We start from the raw sequence: 17384 nt of genomic DNA on the forward strand, positions 1-17384 counted from the left end.
ATCTACCCGACAGAACAATTCGGTGATAAACTCTATGGTAGTCATGCAGGTTACCTCCAAATGAGTGAAAAAGAGTTTTTGTTGATAATATTGGAGAACCTGCATGGCTCTTTCAATTTAAAAAACTAGCACCAATAGTTAATAAGTACCTTTGACCTCCTAGACCGTCTCGACCTTCGGAATATAAAAAGGCGGTATAGGCTGATAGGTAATACTGCAATCTTTTCCCAGTGTATTTTCCGCTTCCTGGATGGCCTCTTCTATGGAGGTAATGGGCTCAAATCCCAATCGTTGTGCAGCTTCGGAATCTGTAGCTCCGGCTAAAAAAACCCGACTTACATACCGAAGCGCGAAAGCTCCCTGCCCCCATAAAATCAAAGGATGCGCCCCATGATAGGCATAGGCATAGCGATATTTATGGGTAAACTCCGGGCGGTGCGCGTAATCTTCCGAGTAAATATCCCAAACTTCATAAGGATCTTGCAGGTGAGGAAGAACCTCTTCAAATAACTCCTTGTAGGAAGGTTGATGGAGGGGATGAAAAACCCAGGGACACGGATGTGCCAGAATCAAGATACCTCCTTCTCGAACGATCGGTTTATTATGATAAAGCCCAAAGCTATAAGATAAACCTAAATTTCTGACTAAAATGGGGTTAATGGTCGAAAGTTTGGAGTAGTGATCCATCTGATTAGAGAGACCGTAAACTACAACATCGCTTTGGCCTTGAACCGATATAACCTGCTGTTTATCCACTATTTTTAGGGTCTCCTCATGGGTTTTCACAGGATGGCCGGCAAACACGGCTATCAATTCCGAGGGCCTGGCAGTATTAAGTACAGACTCTAGAGTCAGAATCCGTCTTCCTCTTCTGTCCAGCTCCGCATCTACCAGTTTTCCCATCTCCCCTAAAAGCTTCTGGAAAGAAGAACGTTTATGATCCATTACCGACTTACCTGAGGCTCCGGGAAAAGGACGGTGATGGTGGCGAATACTTCGAAAGGAGCTCAGACCCACTACAATAGATTTCCAGCCTCCATTCATAGCCGAATTGGTTATATTTACATAAATAAAAAGATCAGATTCGATGACGGCTCGATTCACTTCCACCTCAAAACCTCGATCGGTTTCACCTAAATAGAGTAAACTTCCCGGATCTTCTGCATCGTGACAGTATAAATGGCTGGGTCCAAAGGCCTGAACAATCTTAGTTCCCAGAATTGTAGCCAATTCCTTCCGTGTCCATTTTCGATGAAGAGCATTGGCACAAATAAGCCGAATATTGTGTTTAGAAACACCTAATTTCTCCAACTCTTCCAGTAGAATCGTGATGGCCATTTCACGGAAATCAGGGGGCTTCATGGGAATCATGGGCATACAGGGGTCATCAAAGGCGATGGTAACCTTAGATCGAGGCCCTACACTCTTGGATAGAGGTTCATGATCGATGGGGGAGGCCAGAGCCTCTCGGATAGCCTGCTCGGGATTCTCCAACGGCGGCAATGGTTCCGGAGGTTGTAAAATTCGGGTACGTTCTGGAAATTCGGCCTCTATCGTGGTATCTCCAAAGGAGACTTCTTTAAGAATTGTACGGGGCATAAAAAACTCCTTTAGTAATTAAATTTGATCTCAAGAAAATTAAGATAGGCTTCCCATGATAAGTAGAGAAACTTTATCCTTTTGTCAAGGATATTAAAAGTGCTCTGTTATTTTAAAATCACTTTCCTCCCCAGATCTCTGTCGAAGAATTTTACAACAGTTCTTTTTTTAAATACTTTTTTAAGTCATGGTTTTTTTAGTGTTTCTCAATCCAACCTATGGGTCCAAGACCGGAATCACTTTCCTATCGTCAAAATTTTTTACGAAATAACTGCCACCCCCCCCTTCATCTTCAGTAACCCTTTAAAGTGTTAAAACCGGTTTCCTACAGATAAGACGGGGTACCAGGAGGTAAATATCTTCCCTGGTATCTTTTTTGCTGGATGTGAGAGATATCATGTGGGAATGGACTCTGTGAGGAGCAGTTCTTAATAGTTACATAACCGGCAGATAGCAGAAACACTCATGGGAAGGAGGAAGTACGATGAGAAAAGTAAATCTTAAAAAGATTGGGATTCTTGCATTATTATGGACGATTTATCTCGGTTTATTTATCGAAAATAGTTGGGCATTAAGTTGGACTTATAGTTATGATCCTTATAACGATGCAACGGGAGGAAATACCTGGGAAGTGTACCGGATAGGATATGCCTTTGATGACCAATGGTTGTATTTCAATATGTGGACTGGTTATCCAACCCCTGCAGGTTACCCAAATTCGCAGCCAACGCCAACGGGTCTTGTAACCTACGGGAATACCACCCTGGAACCCGGTGATTTGTATATTAACGTTAATGGGCAGCATAATACCTCTACGGGAACGGTATATGGACTGGGGCTCACCAATCATAGTGGGGATATGACCAATGACCCAAACGATGATATTTATCTCTGGTTACCTGTTCAACAAGGTCATCTATATAGTAATGCAATTTTTGCCACCGGAACTTATGAAGCTTATCCAAATGCAGGTATCACCGGTACGCCGTACGATGGAGGGCTTGATCCTTTTGGGCATGGGAACAATTATCCTACTTTTATTGCTGGCTATGGAACCGACCTTGGCTCACAGACCCAGAATGGAGTCACCTGGATTCCCTTGGGTACTCGAGATGTAGATTCTTCGGTCAATACAGTTAATAGAACGGTATATGAAGTTAATACCGCTATTAGTTTGGCCAGTTTGGGATTACAAGGCGGTGGATCATTTGAATTCTGGTGGGCACCGGAATGTGGAAATGATGCAGCCCTGATAGCAGGCCAAATCCCAACCCCCGAACCAGCCACCCTGGGCTTATTGACGATCGGCCTTATCGGACTTGGAAGATATGCCGTCCGTCATAAACAGGCCTGATAACTCTTTACCTTCTCCCTTCCTGGGGAGCAGATAAGAAAAGTCTGCTCCCCATTTTATTTGGATCCCCTGGTAAAAGATAGAAAGTTCAAGATTTTCTCCCTTGACAAACTTTGAAAAGCCCATTACTGATGAACATACAGGCAAAAAAACCATGGAGTAGGAAAGATAAAACTTAGTATCTCGGGAGGTAACACGTTATGGATCTTCGCTCTCTTCAAAAACCGCTTAAGGAAAAATATCGCAATGACCCTACTGCCTCGCGAATAACCCTTCGGGCTCAGGGCAGCCAGACCATCACCCCTATTACTTGCTCGGTAGATATCGGAAGAGCTATTTATCAAGCTGAGGCCCACAGCGGAGTTGGAGGCCCCGGTACGGGAGCTTGTTCTGGAGACCTCCTGCTGGGAGCGTTGGCAGCCTGCGCACAGATTACCTGTCAGATGGTTGCTACAGCCATGAGAATACCAACCCGGTGTATCCAGGTTACCGTAGAAGGAGACCTGGATCTTCGGGGTACCTTGGGCATCGCACAGGATGTTCCTGTGGGCTTTGAAAGTATTCGGGTTCGGTTTGATATCGATGCGCCGGAAGCAACGCCAGAGCAACTGAGTAAGTTGCAAGAGAAAACAGAACAATACTGCGTGGTTATGCAAACTTTAACCCGGCCACCAAAGATACAAACGGATTGGATCCCATTGAGATAAGCTTTTTCTGTCCCTATTTTAGTAGAAAAGGAGTCTTACTATGGAAATCAAACCGATCAAAAATGTTTGCATCATAGGCGCGGGATTCATGGGAACACAAATCGGACTTCAATGTGCCATCTACGGTTATCCTGTCTGGTTTGTAGACACTTCTCAGGCAGCCCTTGAACAAGCTTCCCGAAACCATATCCAGGAACTGGAAAACCGGATTGAAAATCAACAGCTTACCCCGGATGAAAAAATGACCATCCTTCGTCGAATCCATTTTACAACCCATATCCAGGAAGGGACTTCCGATGCAGATTTGGTTATCGAAGCAGTCCCAGAACGTTTAGAGATCAAACGGGAAGTATTCAGGCAGCTAGATGAGATCTGCCCCAGCCATACTATTTTAGCAACGAACAGTTCATCTATCCGTATCTCTCTTATCGAAGAGGTTACCCATCGGCAAGATCGCGTACTCAATGCCCATTTCTACCCCCCGGTATGGCAACGTTCAATGGTAGAATTGATGCGGGGTACCTCTACCTCCGATGAGACCATCGAACGGGTACGCCGGTTTGCCTATACTATTCACGTAACGCCCCTTTTGGTCCTCAAAGAGAGTACCGGCTTTCTTTTCAATCGGGTCTGGCGTGCCATTAAAAAAGAAGTTCTGCACCTGGTTGATGAAGGAGTTGCCTCCTATGAAGATGTCGATCGTGCCTGGAGAATCTTTTGGGGAACCCCGCTGGGTCCCTTTGGGATGATGGATATTGTGGGACTTGATGTGGTTCGAGATATCGAAAACATTTACTACAAAGAATCCGGTGATCCTTCCGATGCCCCTCCTAAACTCCTGTTGGACAAAATCGAAAAAGGTGAGTTAGGCGTTAAAACGGGGCGGGGTTTCTATACGTATCCCAACCCGGCCTACCAGGACCCCGCCTGGTTGAAAAACCCGAAAAAACAGCCTGATATCTGACCTTTCCTTTTACATAAATATCTGAAGACCGGAGCGTGAGTATCCCCGTCATACCTGCAAGCCAGACGCTTGTGTTCCGGGAATGCAGACTTGCTTCAGGTTATTACCCATTTGAAATTAGCCCTAAGCTAGGCCCCCCTCGTGCTGAGTCCTTCCCTCAAGCTAAACCCCGTTATGAAGCAATCTGTGCTGGAAGGAATTACCTTGTTTCCCTTGCAATAATATATTTGTTGTAATCCATCTACCCTAAAAAAGAGGTTGTAGAATAAACAGGCGACCTCCGGGTCGCCTTTAAACTTTTTAAGAATGGCTTTTTTACGACATCCTGCTTAAGGGAAAGGCAGATGGAAAGGAAAGTTGAACAAAAATTAAACAATCCTAAAAGGACTTTAATGAGATAGGAGGGCAAAAAAGGCCGTTCTGATCGGGCTGATCCCGGAGTTCTCTCTTAAGCGGAAGGTGGTACGGTCTTTGCTCTCTGAACCTCTACGAGTTCAAAAAATACCCTAGATCAGCATGCGGTGTGAAAAGGATGACAACATTTCTCCCTCAGGAGCGCGGGTATCTTGCCCCCTCACCTTCTCATTTCCTCTCTCCTGAAGCCTCAGAAGAGGAGAGAGCAGGGGCTTCCTGGGGTATACTATAAGTTAACATATAAGCTTATCTAACCCCCTCCAACTCCTCTTCCCTATGAGGGAAGGGGAGAGTGGGGGCCTAGACAATCCTCGAGTTCTCCCTTCCCGACATGGGAAAAGGGTTAGGGAATTAGATGAGAGAAAACCCGCCTCAGAAGGGGAGAGTAGGGATAGGAGTGAGACTCCGTTATACTCCCTGGAGTTGACTTTTAACAGGGTAGCCTCATAGGGGAGATTTACCGATCCGGTTATCCTTCAACAGGGAAATGGCATCGGGTATTAAGTTTTAGGAATCCTGACATATTCTAGATATGGGGCAGGGTCTTATCGTATTTCGATGGGCGAGTCGGATGTATAACAACCCTTGCAACAAAGAAGGCAGCATAGAAAATGAAAGGAGCCGTATCCATGAGAATTGGGAAGAAGCAGTATGGAATCTTGGTGGTTTTACTTCTCTTAATTCCTTTTCCGGCTCTGGCCGGTCCCCCTTTGAAAATCGGGGTAAGCGACTGGCCGGGCTGGGTTGCCTGGTATGTAGCTCAGGAAAAGGGATTCTTTAAAAAATATGGAGTGGACGTCGAGTTGGTCTGGTTTCCTGTCTACAGCGACTCCATCTCTGCACTTTCAGCAGCCAAGTTAGACGCTAATTCCCAAACATGGAACGATACCATGGCTCCTATTGCCCAGGGGGTTGACCTTAAGATCATTCTGGTTAATGATAATTCGGCCGGAAATGATGCTGTTGTGGCCAGGCCCACGATTGGAAGTTTGAAGGAGTTAAAGGGAAAGACCGTTGCACTGGAGCAGTTTACCGTGAGCCATTTGTTACTGTTATATGCGCTCTCTCAAAATGGGATAAACCCCAACGGGGTTCATCTGGTGAATATGACGGTGGGAGATGCGGCTGCAGCCTTCCTGGCCGGGAAGGTAGATGCGGCAACCCTTTGGAATCCCTGGATTATTAAGGTTCAACAGTCAGGAAAGGGGAAAGTTCTATTTACTTCCCAGGAGGCTCCGGGTCTGATTCCCGATTGTCTGGTCGTGCGAACTTCTGTGTTGAAGGAACGGCGGGAAGATTTCATCAAAGTCGTTCGAGCCTGGGGGGATACAGTGGATTTTATTAACCAGGATCCTGCCAAAGCATCAGAGATCATGGCCCCAAAGGTGGATATGAAGCCAGGGGATTATACCCCCTTTCTTAAAGGAACTCGATTCTTCAATCTTCAGGACAACTTGGAGGCCTTCACGGTTTCCTCTTCCATGAAGTCGCTTTATACGAGTGGGGCGTTCATTCAGGATTTCCTTTTAAAGCATAAACTTCTACCCAAGCCCTTTGAAATCCAACAGGCCCTGGATGACTCCCTTATAAAGGAGGTTACCCAAAAGTGAGGATATCCTTAGCTTTCCGAGAGGAGCTTCCCCAGAGGTCTTTTACCGTTATTGCAGGGAGTGTTTTTTTCCTTCTCTTTGCTTTGTGGTGTGGACTTTCCTATGGAAAATGGGTTTCAGAAGTCTTTCTCCCGACCCCCACAGCAGTACTTCGAGCCCTCATCGAGCTTGCTCGCGAGCAGGTCCTTCTTCAAGACATAGGGATCAGTAATTTCCGCATTCTGGTTGGATTTCTACTCGCCGTCGTTATTTCCATTCCTTTGGGAATGTTGGTAGGGAATCTGAAGGTCTTTGAAGCGGCCCTGGAGCCTTTGATCGGCTTTATCAGGTATATGCCGGTTCCGGCTTTCATCCCTTTGATCATGCTCTACGTGGGGATTGGAGAAGAGGCCAAGGTTCTGGTGATCTTCATCGGGGTTGTGGTCCAGATGATCATCATGGTGGCGGATGTGACCAAACAGGTCTCTGCAGATCTCCTCAAAGCAGCTCTCAGCCTGGGAGCGAAACCGGATGAAATTTTTATGAAGGTAATCTGGAAGGCCTCACTTCCTGGAATATTCGATGTCTTGCGGGTGAACCTGGGTTGGGCCTGGACCTATCTGGTGGTTGCAGAGCTGGTGGCGGCCAATGAGGGTTTAGGATTCAGGATCCTCAAAGCCCAGCGGTTTTTAAAGACGGATATTATCTTTCTGTACATTTTCGTTATTGGTCTATTAGGCGTTATCTTTGATATTCTCTTTAAAATGCTCCACAAAAGGCTCTTTCCTTGGGCCCAGGAAAGGCTAAGAGGATAATGGGAGAAGAAATTCTTAAAATTGACAAGGTTACCAAGGTCTTTCGCGCTCATGTGGGAGAAATCGTTGCGCTGGAGGAAGTAAGCTTTTCTGTCCTGGAAGGTGAGTTTGTTTGTCTGGTAGGACCCTCAGGGTGTGGAAAAAGCACACTGTTATCCATTGTGGCAGGGTTAGAATTTCCTACCGGTGGGGAAATTCTCCTCGGCGGGCAACGGATCACAGGACCCGGCATAGACCGGGGGATGGTTTTCCAGAAGGATTGCCTGTTTCCGTGGTTATCGGTTTCTGACAACGTTCGTTTTGGGTTGAACCTTCGGGCTAACCGGAACAGCTTATCTTTCTGTCGCATGCAAAGCCTGTTGGATCGTTGCGATTATTTGTTGGAGGTAGTCGGGTTGTCCCGATTTAAAGATGCTTATCCCAAAGAGCTATCGGGTGGAATGCGGCAGCGGGCAGCCCTTGCCCGGGCCCTGGCCAATCAACCTAAGGTACTTCTCATGGATGAACCTTTTGGAGCCCTCGACGCCCAGACCCGAGAGGAGATGCAGGAGCTCTTACTAAAGGTCTGTGAACGACAGGGGACTACGGTCCTCTTCGTCACCCATGATGTTGAAGAAGCGGTATTTCTGGCCGATCGGGTTTTGGTCATGCAGGCCCATCCGGGCAAGATCGTCGGGGAGATTCCCGTTCCCCTCCCCAGACCACGGAATCTGGAAATGACGTTGGAAGCTTCCTTTCATGCCATCCGGGGAGAAGTCCTCAGGCTCCTTTATCATCGCACCCGTAGAGTGTTATCGGAGGAGTTACTCTATAAAATTGCTTAATGTTACTTCTTCGGTGCCTTCTATAAGACGAACCTGGAAAATTTGCTGGAAGAACGGAGGATCACTCACCTGATTTTTACCGGGGTAACTACGGAAGTCTGTGTTCACTCCACGCTACGCGAGGCAGTGGATCGTAGATTTTATTGTCTTCTTTTGGAAGATTGTTGGGTAGCCTATGACATGGCGTTACACCAGGCTGCAGCACATCTGATAGAAAGCGAAGGGGGAATCTTTGGATGGGTCAGTACGGCCAGAGAATTCCTTAAAGCCATAACTTTGTTAGAAAAATAAGATTTTTGCATTTTCATTATCTCAGGAGGAGGACAAGCATGAAAAATAACCGTTCCAATGAGAAGTCCCATTCAACCGGATTTCAGGGAAAGAAGGCCGCAGAGAAGGAAAAACAACTCTCAACAAGGCGATATCAGGAATGGATTGATCAGGCTCTTGCCTTTGGACTTCCAGCAGCAGAGAGTGTTCAGGATAGAACCATATCCTGCTTTGCCAGAAGAGATCTTCCTCCCTTTGCAGGGATTAATACCTTTCTTAAGGCCCCCTATCTGGAGGATGTCCGAAAAGTTTCAGGTCATGATGTCGGGATTATCGGGGTCCCTCTAGATACGGGAACGACCTACCGAAGTGGAACCCGGTTTGGCCCTCAAGCCATCCGTCGCATCTCGGCACTCTATCTCACATACAGTTTTGAACTTGGCGTAGACCTTCGAGAACAACTCGACCTGGTGGATTTAGGTGACGTTTTTGTTATCCCCGGAAACCTGGAAAAAAGCTTTGATCAAATCACCAAGGCAGTTTCCTTTGTCTCCGGAAATGGGGTTTTCCCGGTTGTATTGGGAGGAGATCATTCCATCGGATTTGCTACAGTTCGAGGGATTGCCCAGCATGTGGAGGGTAATGTAGGAATCATCCATTTTGACCGTCATATCGACACGGAAGAAAAGGACATGGATGAACGGATGCACACCTGTCCCTGGTTCCACGCTACCCAGCTCCCCAATGTCAAACCCCAAAATCTGGTCCAGATCGGAATCGGAGGCTGGCAGGTGAGGCGGGGAGGAATCCAGGTGGCCCGAGAGCGGGGTACTACCATCCTTACAGTCCAGGATGTAGAAGAGCTTGGGATTGAAAGGGCAGCCGAGATCGCCCTGGAGATAGCCTGGAAAGGCGCTAAGGCGGTTTATCTGAGCTTCGATATCGACTCCATTGATCCGGCCTATGCTCCAGGAACCGGCTGGCCGGAGCCGGGCGGATTTACTCCCCGGGAAGCCTCAAAACTCTTAACCCTCATTGCCCAAGAGGGACTATGCGGTATGGAAGTCGTGGAGGTCTCTCCTCCTTATGATGTCTCCGATTTGACAGCCCTAATGGCCCTTCGGGTCATCTGTGATACCCTGGGAACCCTGGTTGATAAAGGTTATCTCCCCAAAAGACGTGGAAGCTGAAAAGAAAAACGGGAGGAAGAAGAGAACGCATCGCTTTTTTTGAATCATCTCTCGGGCTTGCCTTCAAGTTTTTCCCAGGGTGGTCTCAGGGCTATCTCTGTCCAGACCTCCCTGGAAAACTCGACTTTGGCGGATGTCGGCGGCATCAATTCGCATCAGCTCTTCCTTTGAAATACAACCCCCTTGCTGGATAATGCGGTTTGCATGGCGCAGCTTGATCCGGTCAATGGCATTGCGCACACTGCGGGCATTGGCAAAGTGCGGCTGTTGAATACGTAATTGTAAATATTCGGCAAAGGCTTGTCGGGATTCCTCATCAAAGGTATACATCTGCTGGCGCAGCATCAACTCTGCAATGGCCATTAATTCCTCCAAAGAGTAATCAGGGAAGTCTATATGATGGGCAATACGTGAGTGAAAGCCTGGATTAGACTGGAAAAACGTGGCCATTCGCTCCTTGTAACCTGCCAGAATAACCACTAACTCATTGCGTTGATTCTCCATGACCTGCAACAGCATTTCGATGGCCTCTTGACCGTAGTCCCGCTCATTTTCGGGACGATATAAGTAATACGCTTCATCGATGAACAATACACCCCCCATGGCCCTCTTGAGCACTTCCTTGGTCTTAGGGGCTGTATGACCCACATATTGCCCTACCAAATCATCTCGAGTAGCTACGACCAGATGGCCCCTGGGTACGTAACCCAGATGGTGTAAAATCTTCGCCATTCGAAGGGCCACCGTGGTTTTGCCGGTGCCCGGACGTCCGGTGAAGGACATGTGTAGAGTGGGACGTTCTGTGGACAGGCCTTGCTGTTCCCGTAATCGGGCTACCAAGAGCAAAGCCGCAATCTCCCGAATACGGGTCTTAACCGGCTTTAACCCAATCAACTCCCGATCCAGATCATCGAGGATTTGTTGAATAGAAGACTTCTGATAAGCAGCATCGATATCCACCCAGCTTATTTCCGCTCCCTTAGGCTGGTCTTGCCTGGAAGTTACTGTTAAAGGGGTTTGTTCCATAAATTTGAAAGATACAAAACTATAGAGGCCCAGAACCCAGGCGGGATTTAAAGAAACAATTTTTGGCTTAAGAATCCGGTGATTTCTGCGTCTCTATCCTTAACCTTCTCTCTATCCATTCGCCATGAAAAAGGCGTATATATTTTGACTCATTGGCTATAAAAACATGGCAAAAGTTCATAGAAGTGACCTTTTATTTTACCCCTGTCTCCCCATACGGGCCAGATTAAGGGGCCCCCTAGCTGGTCCTTCCCCTGGGAAACAGGGGAGGGAACTTCGCTTCCAAGTTCCTTCCCCTGCAAAGCGGGGGAAGGTTGGTAGTATCCTGTTACCTTAATTTTGGCCTCATAGTACTGCTTTCACTCCCCGACTCCCCTCTCCCGCAGCGTGGGAGAGGGGCCGGGGGTGAGGGCCACTTAAACATTAAGCAAAATTAAAGTAACAAAGTAGTAGGTTAAACGTCTCATTTGACATTAAGGGGGCCCTCTCAGGTCTCTCACTCTTATCCTGGCGCGTAGACTCCGTCCCCCTCCTTTCTGGAGCAGGTTTTTTCTTACCTAACCCCTTACTCCTCTACGCGGGACGGGGTGGGAGGTGGCGAAAGGAGCAGGCATTACAAATACCGCTGACCTGCAGGTTTGTCCGTAGCATATGCCCGAAGGGTATATTTAATCTGACGATCGGCATATTCCATCCGTTCCACGTGGAAACCCGGTTCCTTTTCAGGTCGGTTAACGAGGAAACTTAAAGCAATCGTCTGCCGTCCCAGGGTGCGATCGTAGCCGTTTACGCGGATGTAATAGTTTGGGAAAGCGTTACGGCACGCCTTGATTTCCTCCATAACCCCTGCAGCATCCTTCAAATCAAACATGGGCAATCCCCACATCTCCCAATAAATGTTACGAGGATGCGGATCGTCGGTATATTCTATGGAAACAGGCCAGTCATGATCCAGACAGTACTGGACCTGGGCCCTGATTTCTTCATCGGTTAAATCGGGTAGATAAGAAAAAGTCCCCTGGGTTAAACGCATAATTTACCTCCTTATATCAATTCCCGACGAAAATTAGCCATTAACTCTCCCCCTTCACCCTTCGACTTTCTTCAAAGTGGAACAGAGAAAGGTCATTCAGGGCATGGTATACTTCAATGGCTATCCATCCATCAGGATAAATAGGTTCTTTTCACTAAACGGTAAAAGTGGGAAGGACGTCCGGGGTATCCGTCGAGTCAAAGTTAAAGGTGACATCCTTCCAGATCTCCAGGGCCTTGCGCAAGGCCGGGGACCAGCGAGCGGCCTTGGCCAGTATTTCCGGTCCTTCCCGAAGGTAATCCCGTCCCTCATTCCGGGCCTGGATCATTGCCTCCAGGGCGACGCGATTGGCCGTAGCTCCCTGGGCAATACCATCGGGATGACCGATGGTTCCTCCTCCAAATTGTAAGACCACATCTTCCCCCAGATAGTGTAAGAGTTGATGCATCTGACCGGCATGGATACCACCGGAGGCTACCGGCATTACACCGGGCAGGGAAGCCCAATCCTGCTCAAAATACAGTCCGCGTAAAGGATTGGCTTCTAATTTGTTCCCACGTAAGGTATCGTAATAACCCTGCACAGCGTGGGGATCTCCTTCCAGCTTGCCCACCACAGTCCCCGCATGGAGGTGATCTACTCCTGCCAGGCGCATCCATTTGGCAATTACACGAAAGCTGACCCCATGGGTTTTCTGGCGGGTATAGGTGCTATGGCCGGCACGGTGCAAGTGTAAAAGTATCCCATTTTTACGTGCCCATCGGGACATGGACTGGATAGCTGTATAGCCAACAACCAGGTCAATCATAATGATGATACTGCCTAATTCTTTAGCAAACTCGGCCCGTTCATACATGTCTTCCATGGTTCCGGCCGTGACATTAAGGTAGTGTCCTTTAATCTCCCCGGTGGCTGCTGAAGCACGATTTACTGCCTCCATACAAAACAGAAAACGATCCCTCCAGCGCATGAAGGGCTGACTGTTGATGTTTTCATCATCCTTGGTGAAATCCAATCCCCCCCGTAGTGCCTCATACACCACACGGCCATAGTTGCGAGCCGAGAGTCCTAGCTTGGGCTTTACCGTCGCACCCAATAATGGACGGCCATATTTATTTAAATATTCCCGCTCCATCACAATACCATGAGGTGGACCCTGGAAGGTCTTGGTATAATGGGGGGGAATACGCATATCTTCCAGGCGTAGCGATTTGAGGGCTTTAAAACCAAATACGTTGCCGATGATGGAGGCAGCCAGGTTGGCAATGGAACCCTCTTCGAATAAATCCAGATCGTAAGCAATATAGGCAATATACTGAGGGGTACCGGGTACAGGATCAACCCGATAGCATTTCGCCTGATAATGCTCGTAGGTGGTCAGGCGATCGGTCCAGACCACCGTCCAGGTAGCAGTTGAGGACTCACCGGCAACTGACGCCGCCGCTTCAATGGGGTCAACACCGTCTTGTGGGACCACGCGAAAAGCACATAAAATATCGGTATCTTTAGGTATATAATGGGGATCATAGTAACCCATCTCTGCATAGGGTGTAACCCCGGCGGACCATCGATCTTTTTCCTTCACATCATCCTTTGTCAAAATCATGGGAATCCTCCTTAGATTACCAACAGGGAGGCACGGTGAATTTTTCCGGTTTCCGTGTCCCGAAATTTTTCTGTCGGAGTGCCTGGGGGGTCGAGGGGTTCATGTTTTTACCCCCTTTTTCCTCCCCTTTCCCCATACGCGCCAGGATAAAGCTTAACCGAACCTCCTGTGGGAAGCTGGCTTGGAGATCTACCGATTCCCTTCTCCCATAGCGTGGGAGAGGAATCAGGGACGAGGGAAAGAAGAATCTGTTATCCGTATAAGAGTAAAAGCTATCCACAGGCCGCCCCGTCGCGGCTAACCTTCTTACCCTGGTACCTATGCTCCCTCTCCCCCCCCCTCCTTTCAAGGGTATCTTTTCCTGACCTAACCCCCTTCCCGTGTCGGGAAGGGGGAAACTTGGGATAGCTTATGTCCCAACTCTCCCCTTCCTTTGCAGAGAAGGGAAATCGGAAGGATTAGATCCAAAAAATACCCTTGAAAGCCTTCCCCTCTCCTGAAGCCTCAGGAGAGGAGGAAGAGGGTGAGGTACGGTCAAGATGTCTGCACTCCAGATTTATTTTTCGCATTGACACTAAAATAAGTCAGTTTTATTTTAAAATAAATTTAATTATTTTTAACTTTTCAATAAGAAATTATTATGAATTTGACCTTTCGCCAATTAGAAACTTTCCAGGCCGTTGCCAGGCATCTGAGCTTTACCCGAGCTGCGCAGGAACTTTTCTTGACCCAACCCGCAGTGTCCATTCAAATAAAGCAGTTAGAGGAACAGCTTGGATTACCTCTGTTTGATCACATTGGAAAGCGGATTTATCTTACCCAGGCAGGACAGGAATTATATGCCTACAATCGGAAGATTTTAGACCTGTTGAAGGAGATGGAGATGGTAATGGGCGAGCTAAAAGGTCTGAAAAGGGGAAAGTTGGCGCTTTCCGGTGTCACCACCACCGAGTACTTACTCCCTTCCCTGTTGGGTATTTTTCGTCAGATCTATCCTGACATCCAGGTGTCCCTGGAAGTTACCAATCGGGCCCGTGTGCTTCAGCGATTTGCAAATAACGAGATAGATCTGGCCGTTATGGGCCAACCTCCTGAAGAATTGAACTTGACAGGAGAACCCTTCCTCCCTAATCAATTACTCCTGGTAGCCTCTCCTTCCCATCCTTTAACAAGGGAAAAACAGATACCCTTATCTCGATTGGCTTCAGAAACCTTTTTAGTAAGGGAACCAGGCTCAGGAACCCGAATGGCACTGGAAAGGCTTTTCAAAGAGGCCGGGTTATCCCTTCGTATCGGATTAGAACTTGGGAGTAACGAAGCCATCAAACAGGCTATTCAAGCAGGTCTGGGGTTGGGAGTTCTCTCGGTTTATGCCTTGTCTTTGGAATTGATGGGAGGAAAATTAGTCGCCTTGAATGCAGAAGGGTTTCCCCTTCAACGCTACTGGTACCTGGTTTATCTGGCCGAAAAACGACTATCTCCGGCAGCCCGTGCTTTTAAAGAATTTCTACAAACCCAGGCTGCCCGGGAATTATTACAAAGTCGGGCAAGACTATACCGGGCCTACCTGGAACCAAGGTCGGTAAAAAAATCCCTTCCTCTGAGTCGGCGGGAACAGGAGGTTGTTCAGGGGATCGCCGAAGGCTATACAGAACGGGAAATCGCAAAACGGTTAAGAATTAGCCCAAAGACCGTAACTACCTATCGCGCCCGGGTAATGAAGAAGCTTCATCTTTCCCACCGCTCCCAACTGGTCCAATATGCCCTTCAAACCGGACTGCTGGCCCCATCGTGGCAACCAAACGTTCTGGAACCTCCGGAACTCTCCCGAGGATAAGAGAAATCAGATTTATCCTCCTCCTGCCTTTAGAAGGAAACCGACCAGTTTATCCATCATTGCTTTTAAAGAATTGGGACATTATGGTCTCACTCCCTCCAAATTCGATAAGTTTAAAGAAAAGAAAGATTTAAAACAGTCCAGGATTTTAAACCTAAGACCTATCTGTCCCACTTCTCTCTAAGTTTTGAGACACTTTTATCCCATATCCCTTCGTCTGATACGTTCCTCAATCCTCTCCCTTCAAGGATATAAACTATTTATTTTCTTATAGTTAAGGTATTTTTAACAAAAATGACTTCTTCCCGGAAACCCTTGGAATGAAACTTGCCCCTGGCATATTTCATCGTGGCTCAGTTTCTTAGGGAATTCCTAACAACCTTTTTAAGGGGGGTGAATCCTATGGAAGGCAGGCGTATTATCATGGTGGGAATTGCTGGGGACAGTGCCTCTGGCAAGGCCACTTTCGGAGATGGAATTCAACAAATTCTGGGAAGTGAAAATGTCACCACCATTAGTTTAGATAATTACCATTCTATGGATCGGCTGGAGCGAAGGAAAAAGGGAGTGACCCCTTTAGATCCCCGTTGTAATCACATGCGCCTTATTGCAGAACATGCCAAGAAACTCAAACAAGGTGAATCCATTCAGCGGCCTACCTATAATCATCGTAATGGAACTTTTGGTCCACCTAAGGAGGTGATACCTAAATGTGTAGTTGTGATGACGGGGTTGCTTCCTTTCATGGAGGAAGAGATGCGATCCTTATTCGATTTCAAGGTCTTTTTGGACCCCCATGAAGAACTGAAGTTGAAATGGAAAATGGACCGGGATACGGCGAAACGAGGATACACAGCCCATCAACTTAATGCAGAAGTTCAGGCTCGAAAACGGGATTTTGAACGGTTTGTGAAGCCTCAAAAAAGCTATGCCGATTTAGTTATTCGATTTTATCCGGCCATGTCCCTTCTGGAACAGAGACCGGTCACCAATGCCATGGTGATTCAAAAACGAACCGTGCAGGGAGGTTCTGCTCAGAACCTGGCCTGGCTTTGTAATGAGATAAAAGGAATCGAGGTACATAACGATGTGGATCCCCTGGTTCTGGAAGTCTCTGAACAGGTAGAGGGGAGAGGAGTCCAGATGATCCAGGAACAGATCATCAACGGAACCGTCCTTCTGGATCATCCCCATGAATCAGACTGGTGGACTCAGGGAGAGGAGAAGACAGGGTTGCAAATGTGTCAGTTACTGGTTAGCTGGTTGATTCTGTCCCAGATTCCCGATTTTGATGAAGTAGCTTTGGACAGGTCCAAAAAATGGATTCCCAAAGAGCTGGTAGAAGTCAATTCTTAATAATCGGTTAATTCCTTACACTTCCTTGTCCGTTGTTTTTGAGCCATCCTCTCCGGCCATTAACCAGGGACAATGAAGGATTCAAGGGGGGTTGAAGATGGAAATTTATCTGGACACCGCAAACTTAAAAGAAATCCAGGAAGTTGCTGCCCTGGGAATTATCTCGGGAATTACTACCAATCCCACCCTGGTAGCCAAAGAAGGCAAAGGAGTGAATTTTGAGACCCGCATTAAAGAGATTGCCGAGATCATCCCGGGACCTATCAGTGCTGAGGTAGTGTCCACCGAAGCAACCGGGATGCTTCGGGAAGCTTATGCCATGGCCAAATGGTCTTCCCAGGTAGTTATTAAGATCCCCATGATTCCCGAGGGCCTTAAAGCAGTTAAAATTCTCTCCCAGGATGGGATTAAAACCAATATGACGTTGATTTTTTCCACCAATCAGGCGCTACTTGCTGCCCGAGCCGGTGCAACCTATGTCAGCTCTTTCATTGGTCGGATGGATGATATCTCCCATGATGGGATGAGGGTGATTCGAGAAATCCGGGAAGTCTGGAATCGTCACTCTATCCAGGCCCGGATTATTGCTGCCAGCATCCGCCATCCCATCCACCTGGTGGAAGCTGCCAGGGCCGGAGCCCATATTGCTACGGTACCTTATAAAATCCTTATGCAGGCCCTGAAACATCCTCTAACAGACATAGGGTTAGAGCGGTTTCTGGCCGACTGGAAATCGTTAACTTCCTAGAGGAATTTAAAAAGCAGGAATCAATTGAATATCTGGTCAAGCAAGGGGGTTT

At 47.6% G+C, this 17384-nt stretch carries 14 protein-coding genes and 1 pseudogene; 11 read left to right on the forward strand and 4 right to left on the reverse strand.

The window, feature by feature from the left end; translation table 11 throughout:
• Window positions 1-159: 159 nt before the first annotated feature.
• Entirely contained in the window at window positions 160-1599 is a 1440-nt protein-coding gene (locus VNM22_09425; protein HWP47368.1) for a lactate racemase domain-containing protein, read from the reverse strand.
• 484 nt (window positions 1600-2083) lie between these two features.
• Between VNM22_09425 and VNM22_09430 the strand changes: the two genes are divergently transcribed.
• From VNM22_09430 to speB, 8 genes and pseudogenes are all read left to right on the forward strand, one after another.
• Entirely contained in the window at window positions 2084-2953 is an 870-nt protein-coding gene (locus VNM22_09430; protein ID HWP47369.1) for a PEP-CTERM sorting domain-containing protein, read from the forward strand.
• A 200-nt stretch (window positions 2954-3153) separates the two neighbouring features.
• On the forward strand, window positions 3154-3660 hold the full coding sequence (locus tag VNM22_09435; protein HWP47370.1) for an OsmC family protein: 507 nt from the start codon (window positions 3154-3156) through the stop codon (window positions 3658-3660).
• A 40-nt stretch (window positions 3661-3700) separates the two neighbouring features.
• Window positions 3701-4624 carry a 3-hydroxyacyl-CoA dehydrogenase family protein gene (locus VNM22_09440; protein ID HWP47371.1) on the forward strand — a complete coding sequence of 308 codons (924 nt, stop codon included), beginning with the start codon at window positions 3701-3703 and terminating at the stop codon, window positions 4622-4624.
• 1043 nt (window positions 4625-5667) lie between these two features.
• Complete coding sequence (locus tag VNM22_09445; GenBank protein ID HWP47372.1) at window positions 5668-6648, forward strand: ABC transporter substrate-binding protein; 981 nt, start codon at window positions 5668-5670, stop codon at window positions 6646-6648.
• Entirely contained in the window at window positions 6645-7442 is a 798-nt protein-coding gene (locus tag VNM22_09450) for an ABC transporter permease (protein ID HWP47373.1), read from the forward strand. Before VNM22_09445 ends, VNM22_09450 begins: the two co-directional genes overlap by 4 nt.
• Entirely contained in the window at window positions 7442-8266 is an 825-nt protein-coding gene (locus tag VNM22_09455; GenBank protein HWP47374.1) for an ABC transporter ATP-binding protein, read from the forward strand. The genes VNM22_09450 and VNM22_09455 overlap by 1 nt, the downstream gene beginning before the upstream one ends.
• Before the next feature lie 21 nt (window positions 8267-8287).
• Window positions 8288-8557: pseudogene (locus tag VNM22_09460) on the forward strand (cysteine hydrolase family protein).
• Between the two features lie 38 nt (window positions 8558-8595).
• Complete coding sequence (speB, locus tag VNM22_09465; protein HWP47375.1) at window positions 8596-9726, forward strand: agmatinase; 1131 nt, start codon at window positions 8596-8598, stop codon at window positions 9724-9726.
• A 63-nt stretch (window positions 9727-9789) separates the two neighbouring features.
• Here speB and cbbX read toward each other — a convergent pair whose 3' ends face one another.
• From cbbX to VNM22_09480, 3 genes are all read right to left on the reverse strand, one after another.
• Complete coding sequence (cbbX, locus tag VNM22_09470; GenBank protein HWP47376.1) at window positions 9790-10752, reverse strand: CbbX protein; 963 nt, start codon at window positions 10750-10752, stop codon at window positions 9790-9792.
• A gap of 613 nt (window positions 10753-11365) precedes the next feature.
• Window positions 11366-11785, reverse strand: a complete 420-nt coding sequence (locus tag VNM22_09475) for a ribulose bisphosphate carboxylase small subunit (protein ID HWP47377.1) — start codon at window positions 11783-11785, stop codon at window positions 11366-11368.
• A 154-nt stretch (window positions 11786-11939) separates the two neighbouring features.
• Window positions 11940-13391, reverse strand: a complete 1452-nt coding sequence (locus VNM22_09480) for a form I ribulose bisphosphate carboxylase large subunit (protein ID HWP47378.1) — start codon at window positions 13389-13391, stop codon at window positions 11940-11942.
• A gap of 640 nt (window positions 13392-14031) precedes the next feature.
• On the opposite strand from VNM22_09480, the gene VNM22_09485 reads away from it, so the two are divergent.
• The 3 genes from VNM22_09485 to fsa all read left to right on the forward strand — a co-directional run bounded on the left by VNM22_09485 (window position 14032) and on the right by fsa (window position 17332).
• Window positions 14032-15228: a LysR substrate-binding domain-containing protein gene (locus tag VNM22_09485; protein HWP47379.1), complete on the forward strand. Its 1197-nt coding sequence runs from the start codon at window positions 14032-14034 to the stop codon at window positions 15226-15228.
• A 402-nt stretch (window positions 15229-15630) separates the two neighbouring features.
• Window positions 15631-16584 carry a phosphoribulokinase gene (locus VNM22_09490; GenBank protein ID HWP47380.1) on the forward strand — a complete coding sequence of 318 codons (954 nt, stop codon included), beginning with the start codon at window positions 15631-15633 and terminating at the stop codon, window positions 16582-16584.
• Window positions 16585-16681: 97 nt separating this feature from the next.
• On the forward strand, window positions 16682-17332 hold the full coding sequence (fsa, locus tag VNM22_09495) for a fructose-6-phosphate aldolase (GenBank protein ID HWP47381.1): 651 nt from the start codon (window positions 16682-16684) through the stop codon (window positions 17330-17332).
• Window positions 17333-17384 lie beyond the last annotated feature (52 nt).

It is taken from the genome of Candidatus Limnocylindrales bacterium (assembly GCA_035559535.1).
Taxonomy (GTDB): domain Bacteria; phylum Moduliflexota; class Moduliflexia; order Moduliflexales; family JAUQPW01; genus JAUQPW01.

What these genes read in the sequence shown, in the direction of transcription:
- VNM22_09435 (HWP47370.1), top strand. Translation starts at nt 3,154, where the DNA reads ATGGATCTTCGCTCTCTTCAAAAACCGCTTAAGGAAAAATATCGCAAT.
- cbbX (HWP47376.1), bottom strand. Translation starts at nt 10,752, where the DNA reads ATGGAACAAACCCCTTTAACAGTAACTTCCAGGCAAGACCAGCCTAAG.
- VNM22_09490 (HWP47380.1), top strand. Translation starts at nt 15,631, where the DNA reads ATGGAAGGCAGGCGTATTATCATGGTGGGAATTGCTGGGGACAGTGCC.
- VNM22_09445 (HWP47372.1), top strand. Translation starts at nt 5,668, where the DNA reads ATGAGAATTGGGAAGAAGCAGTATGGAATCTTGGTGGTTTTACTTCTC.
- VNM22_09440 (HWP47371.1), top strand. Translation starts at nt 3,701, where the DNA reads ATGGAAATCAAACCGATCAAAAATGTTTGCATCATAGGCGCGGGATTC.
- VNM22_09475 (HWP47377.1), bottom strand. Translation starts at nt 11,785, where the DNA reads ATGCGTTTAACCCAGGGGACTTTTTCTTATCTACCCGATTTAACCGAT.
- VNM22_09425 (HWP47368.1), bottom strand. Translation starts at nt 1,599, where the DNA reads ATGCCCCGTACAATTCTTAAAGAAGTCTCCTTTGGAGATACCACGATA.
- VNM22_09430 (HWP47369.1), top strand. Translation starts at nt 2,084, where the DNA reads ATGAGAAAAGTAAATCTTAAAAAGATTGGGATTCTTGCATTATTATGG.
- VNM22_09485 (HWP47379.1), top strand. Translation starts at nt 14,032, where the DNA reads ATGAATTTGACCTTTCGCCAATTAGAAACTTTCCAGGCCGTTGCCAGG.
- VNM22_09480 (HWP47378.1), bottom strand. Translation starts at nt 13,391, where the DNA reads ATGATTTTGACAAAGGATGATGTGAAGGAAAAAGATCGATGGTCCGCC.
- VNM22_09455 (HWP47374.1), top strand. Translation starts at nt 7,442, where the DNA reads ATGGGAGAAGAAATTCTTAAAATTGACAAGGTTACCAAGGTCTTTCGC.
- fsa (HWP47381.1), top strand. Translation starts at nt 16,682, where the DNA reads ATGGAAATTTATCTGGACACCGCAAACTTAAAAGAAATCCAGGAAGTT.
- speB (HWP47375.1), top strand. Translation starts at nt 8,596, where the DNA reads ATGAAAAATAACCGTTCCAATGAGAAGTCCCATTCAACCGGATTTCAG.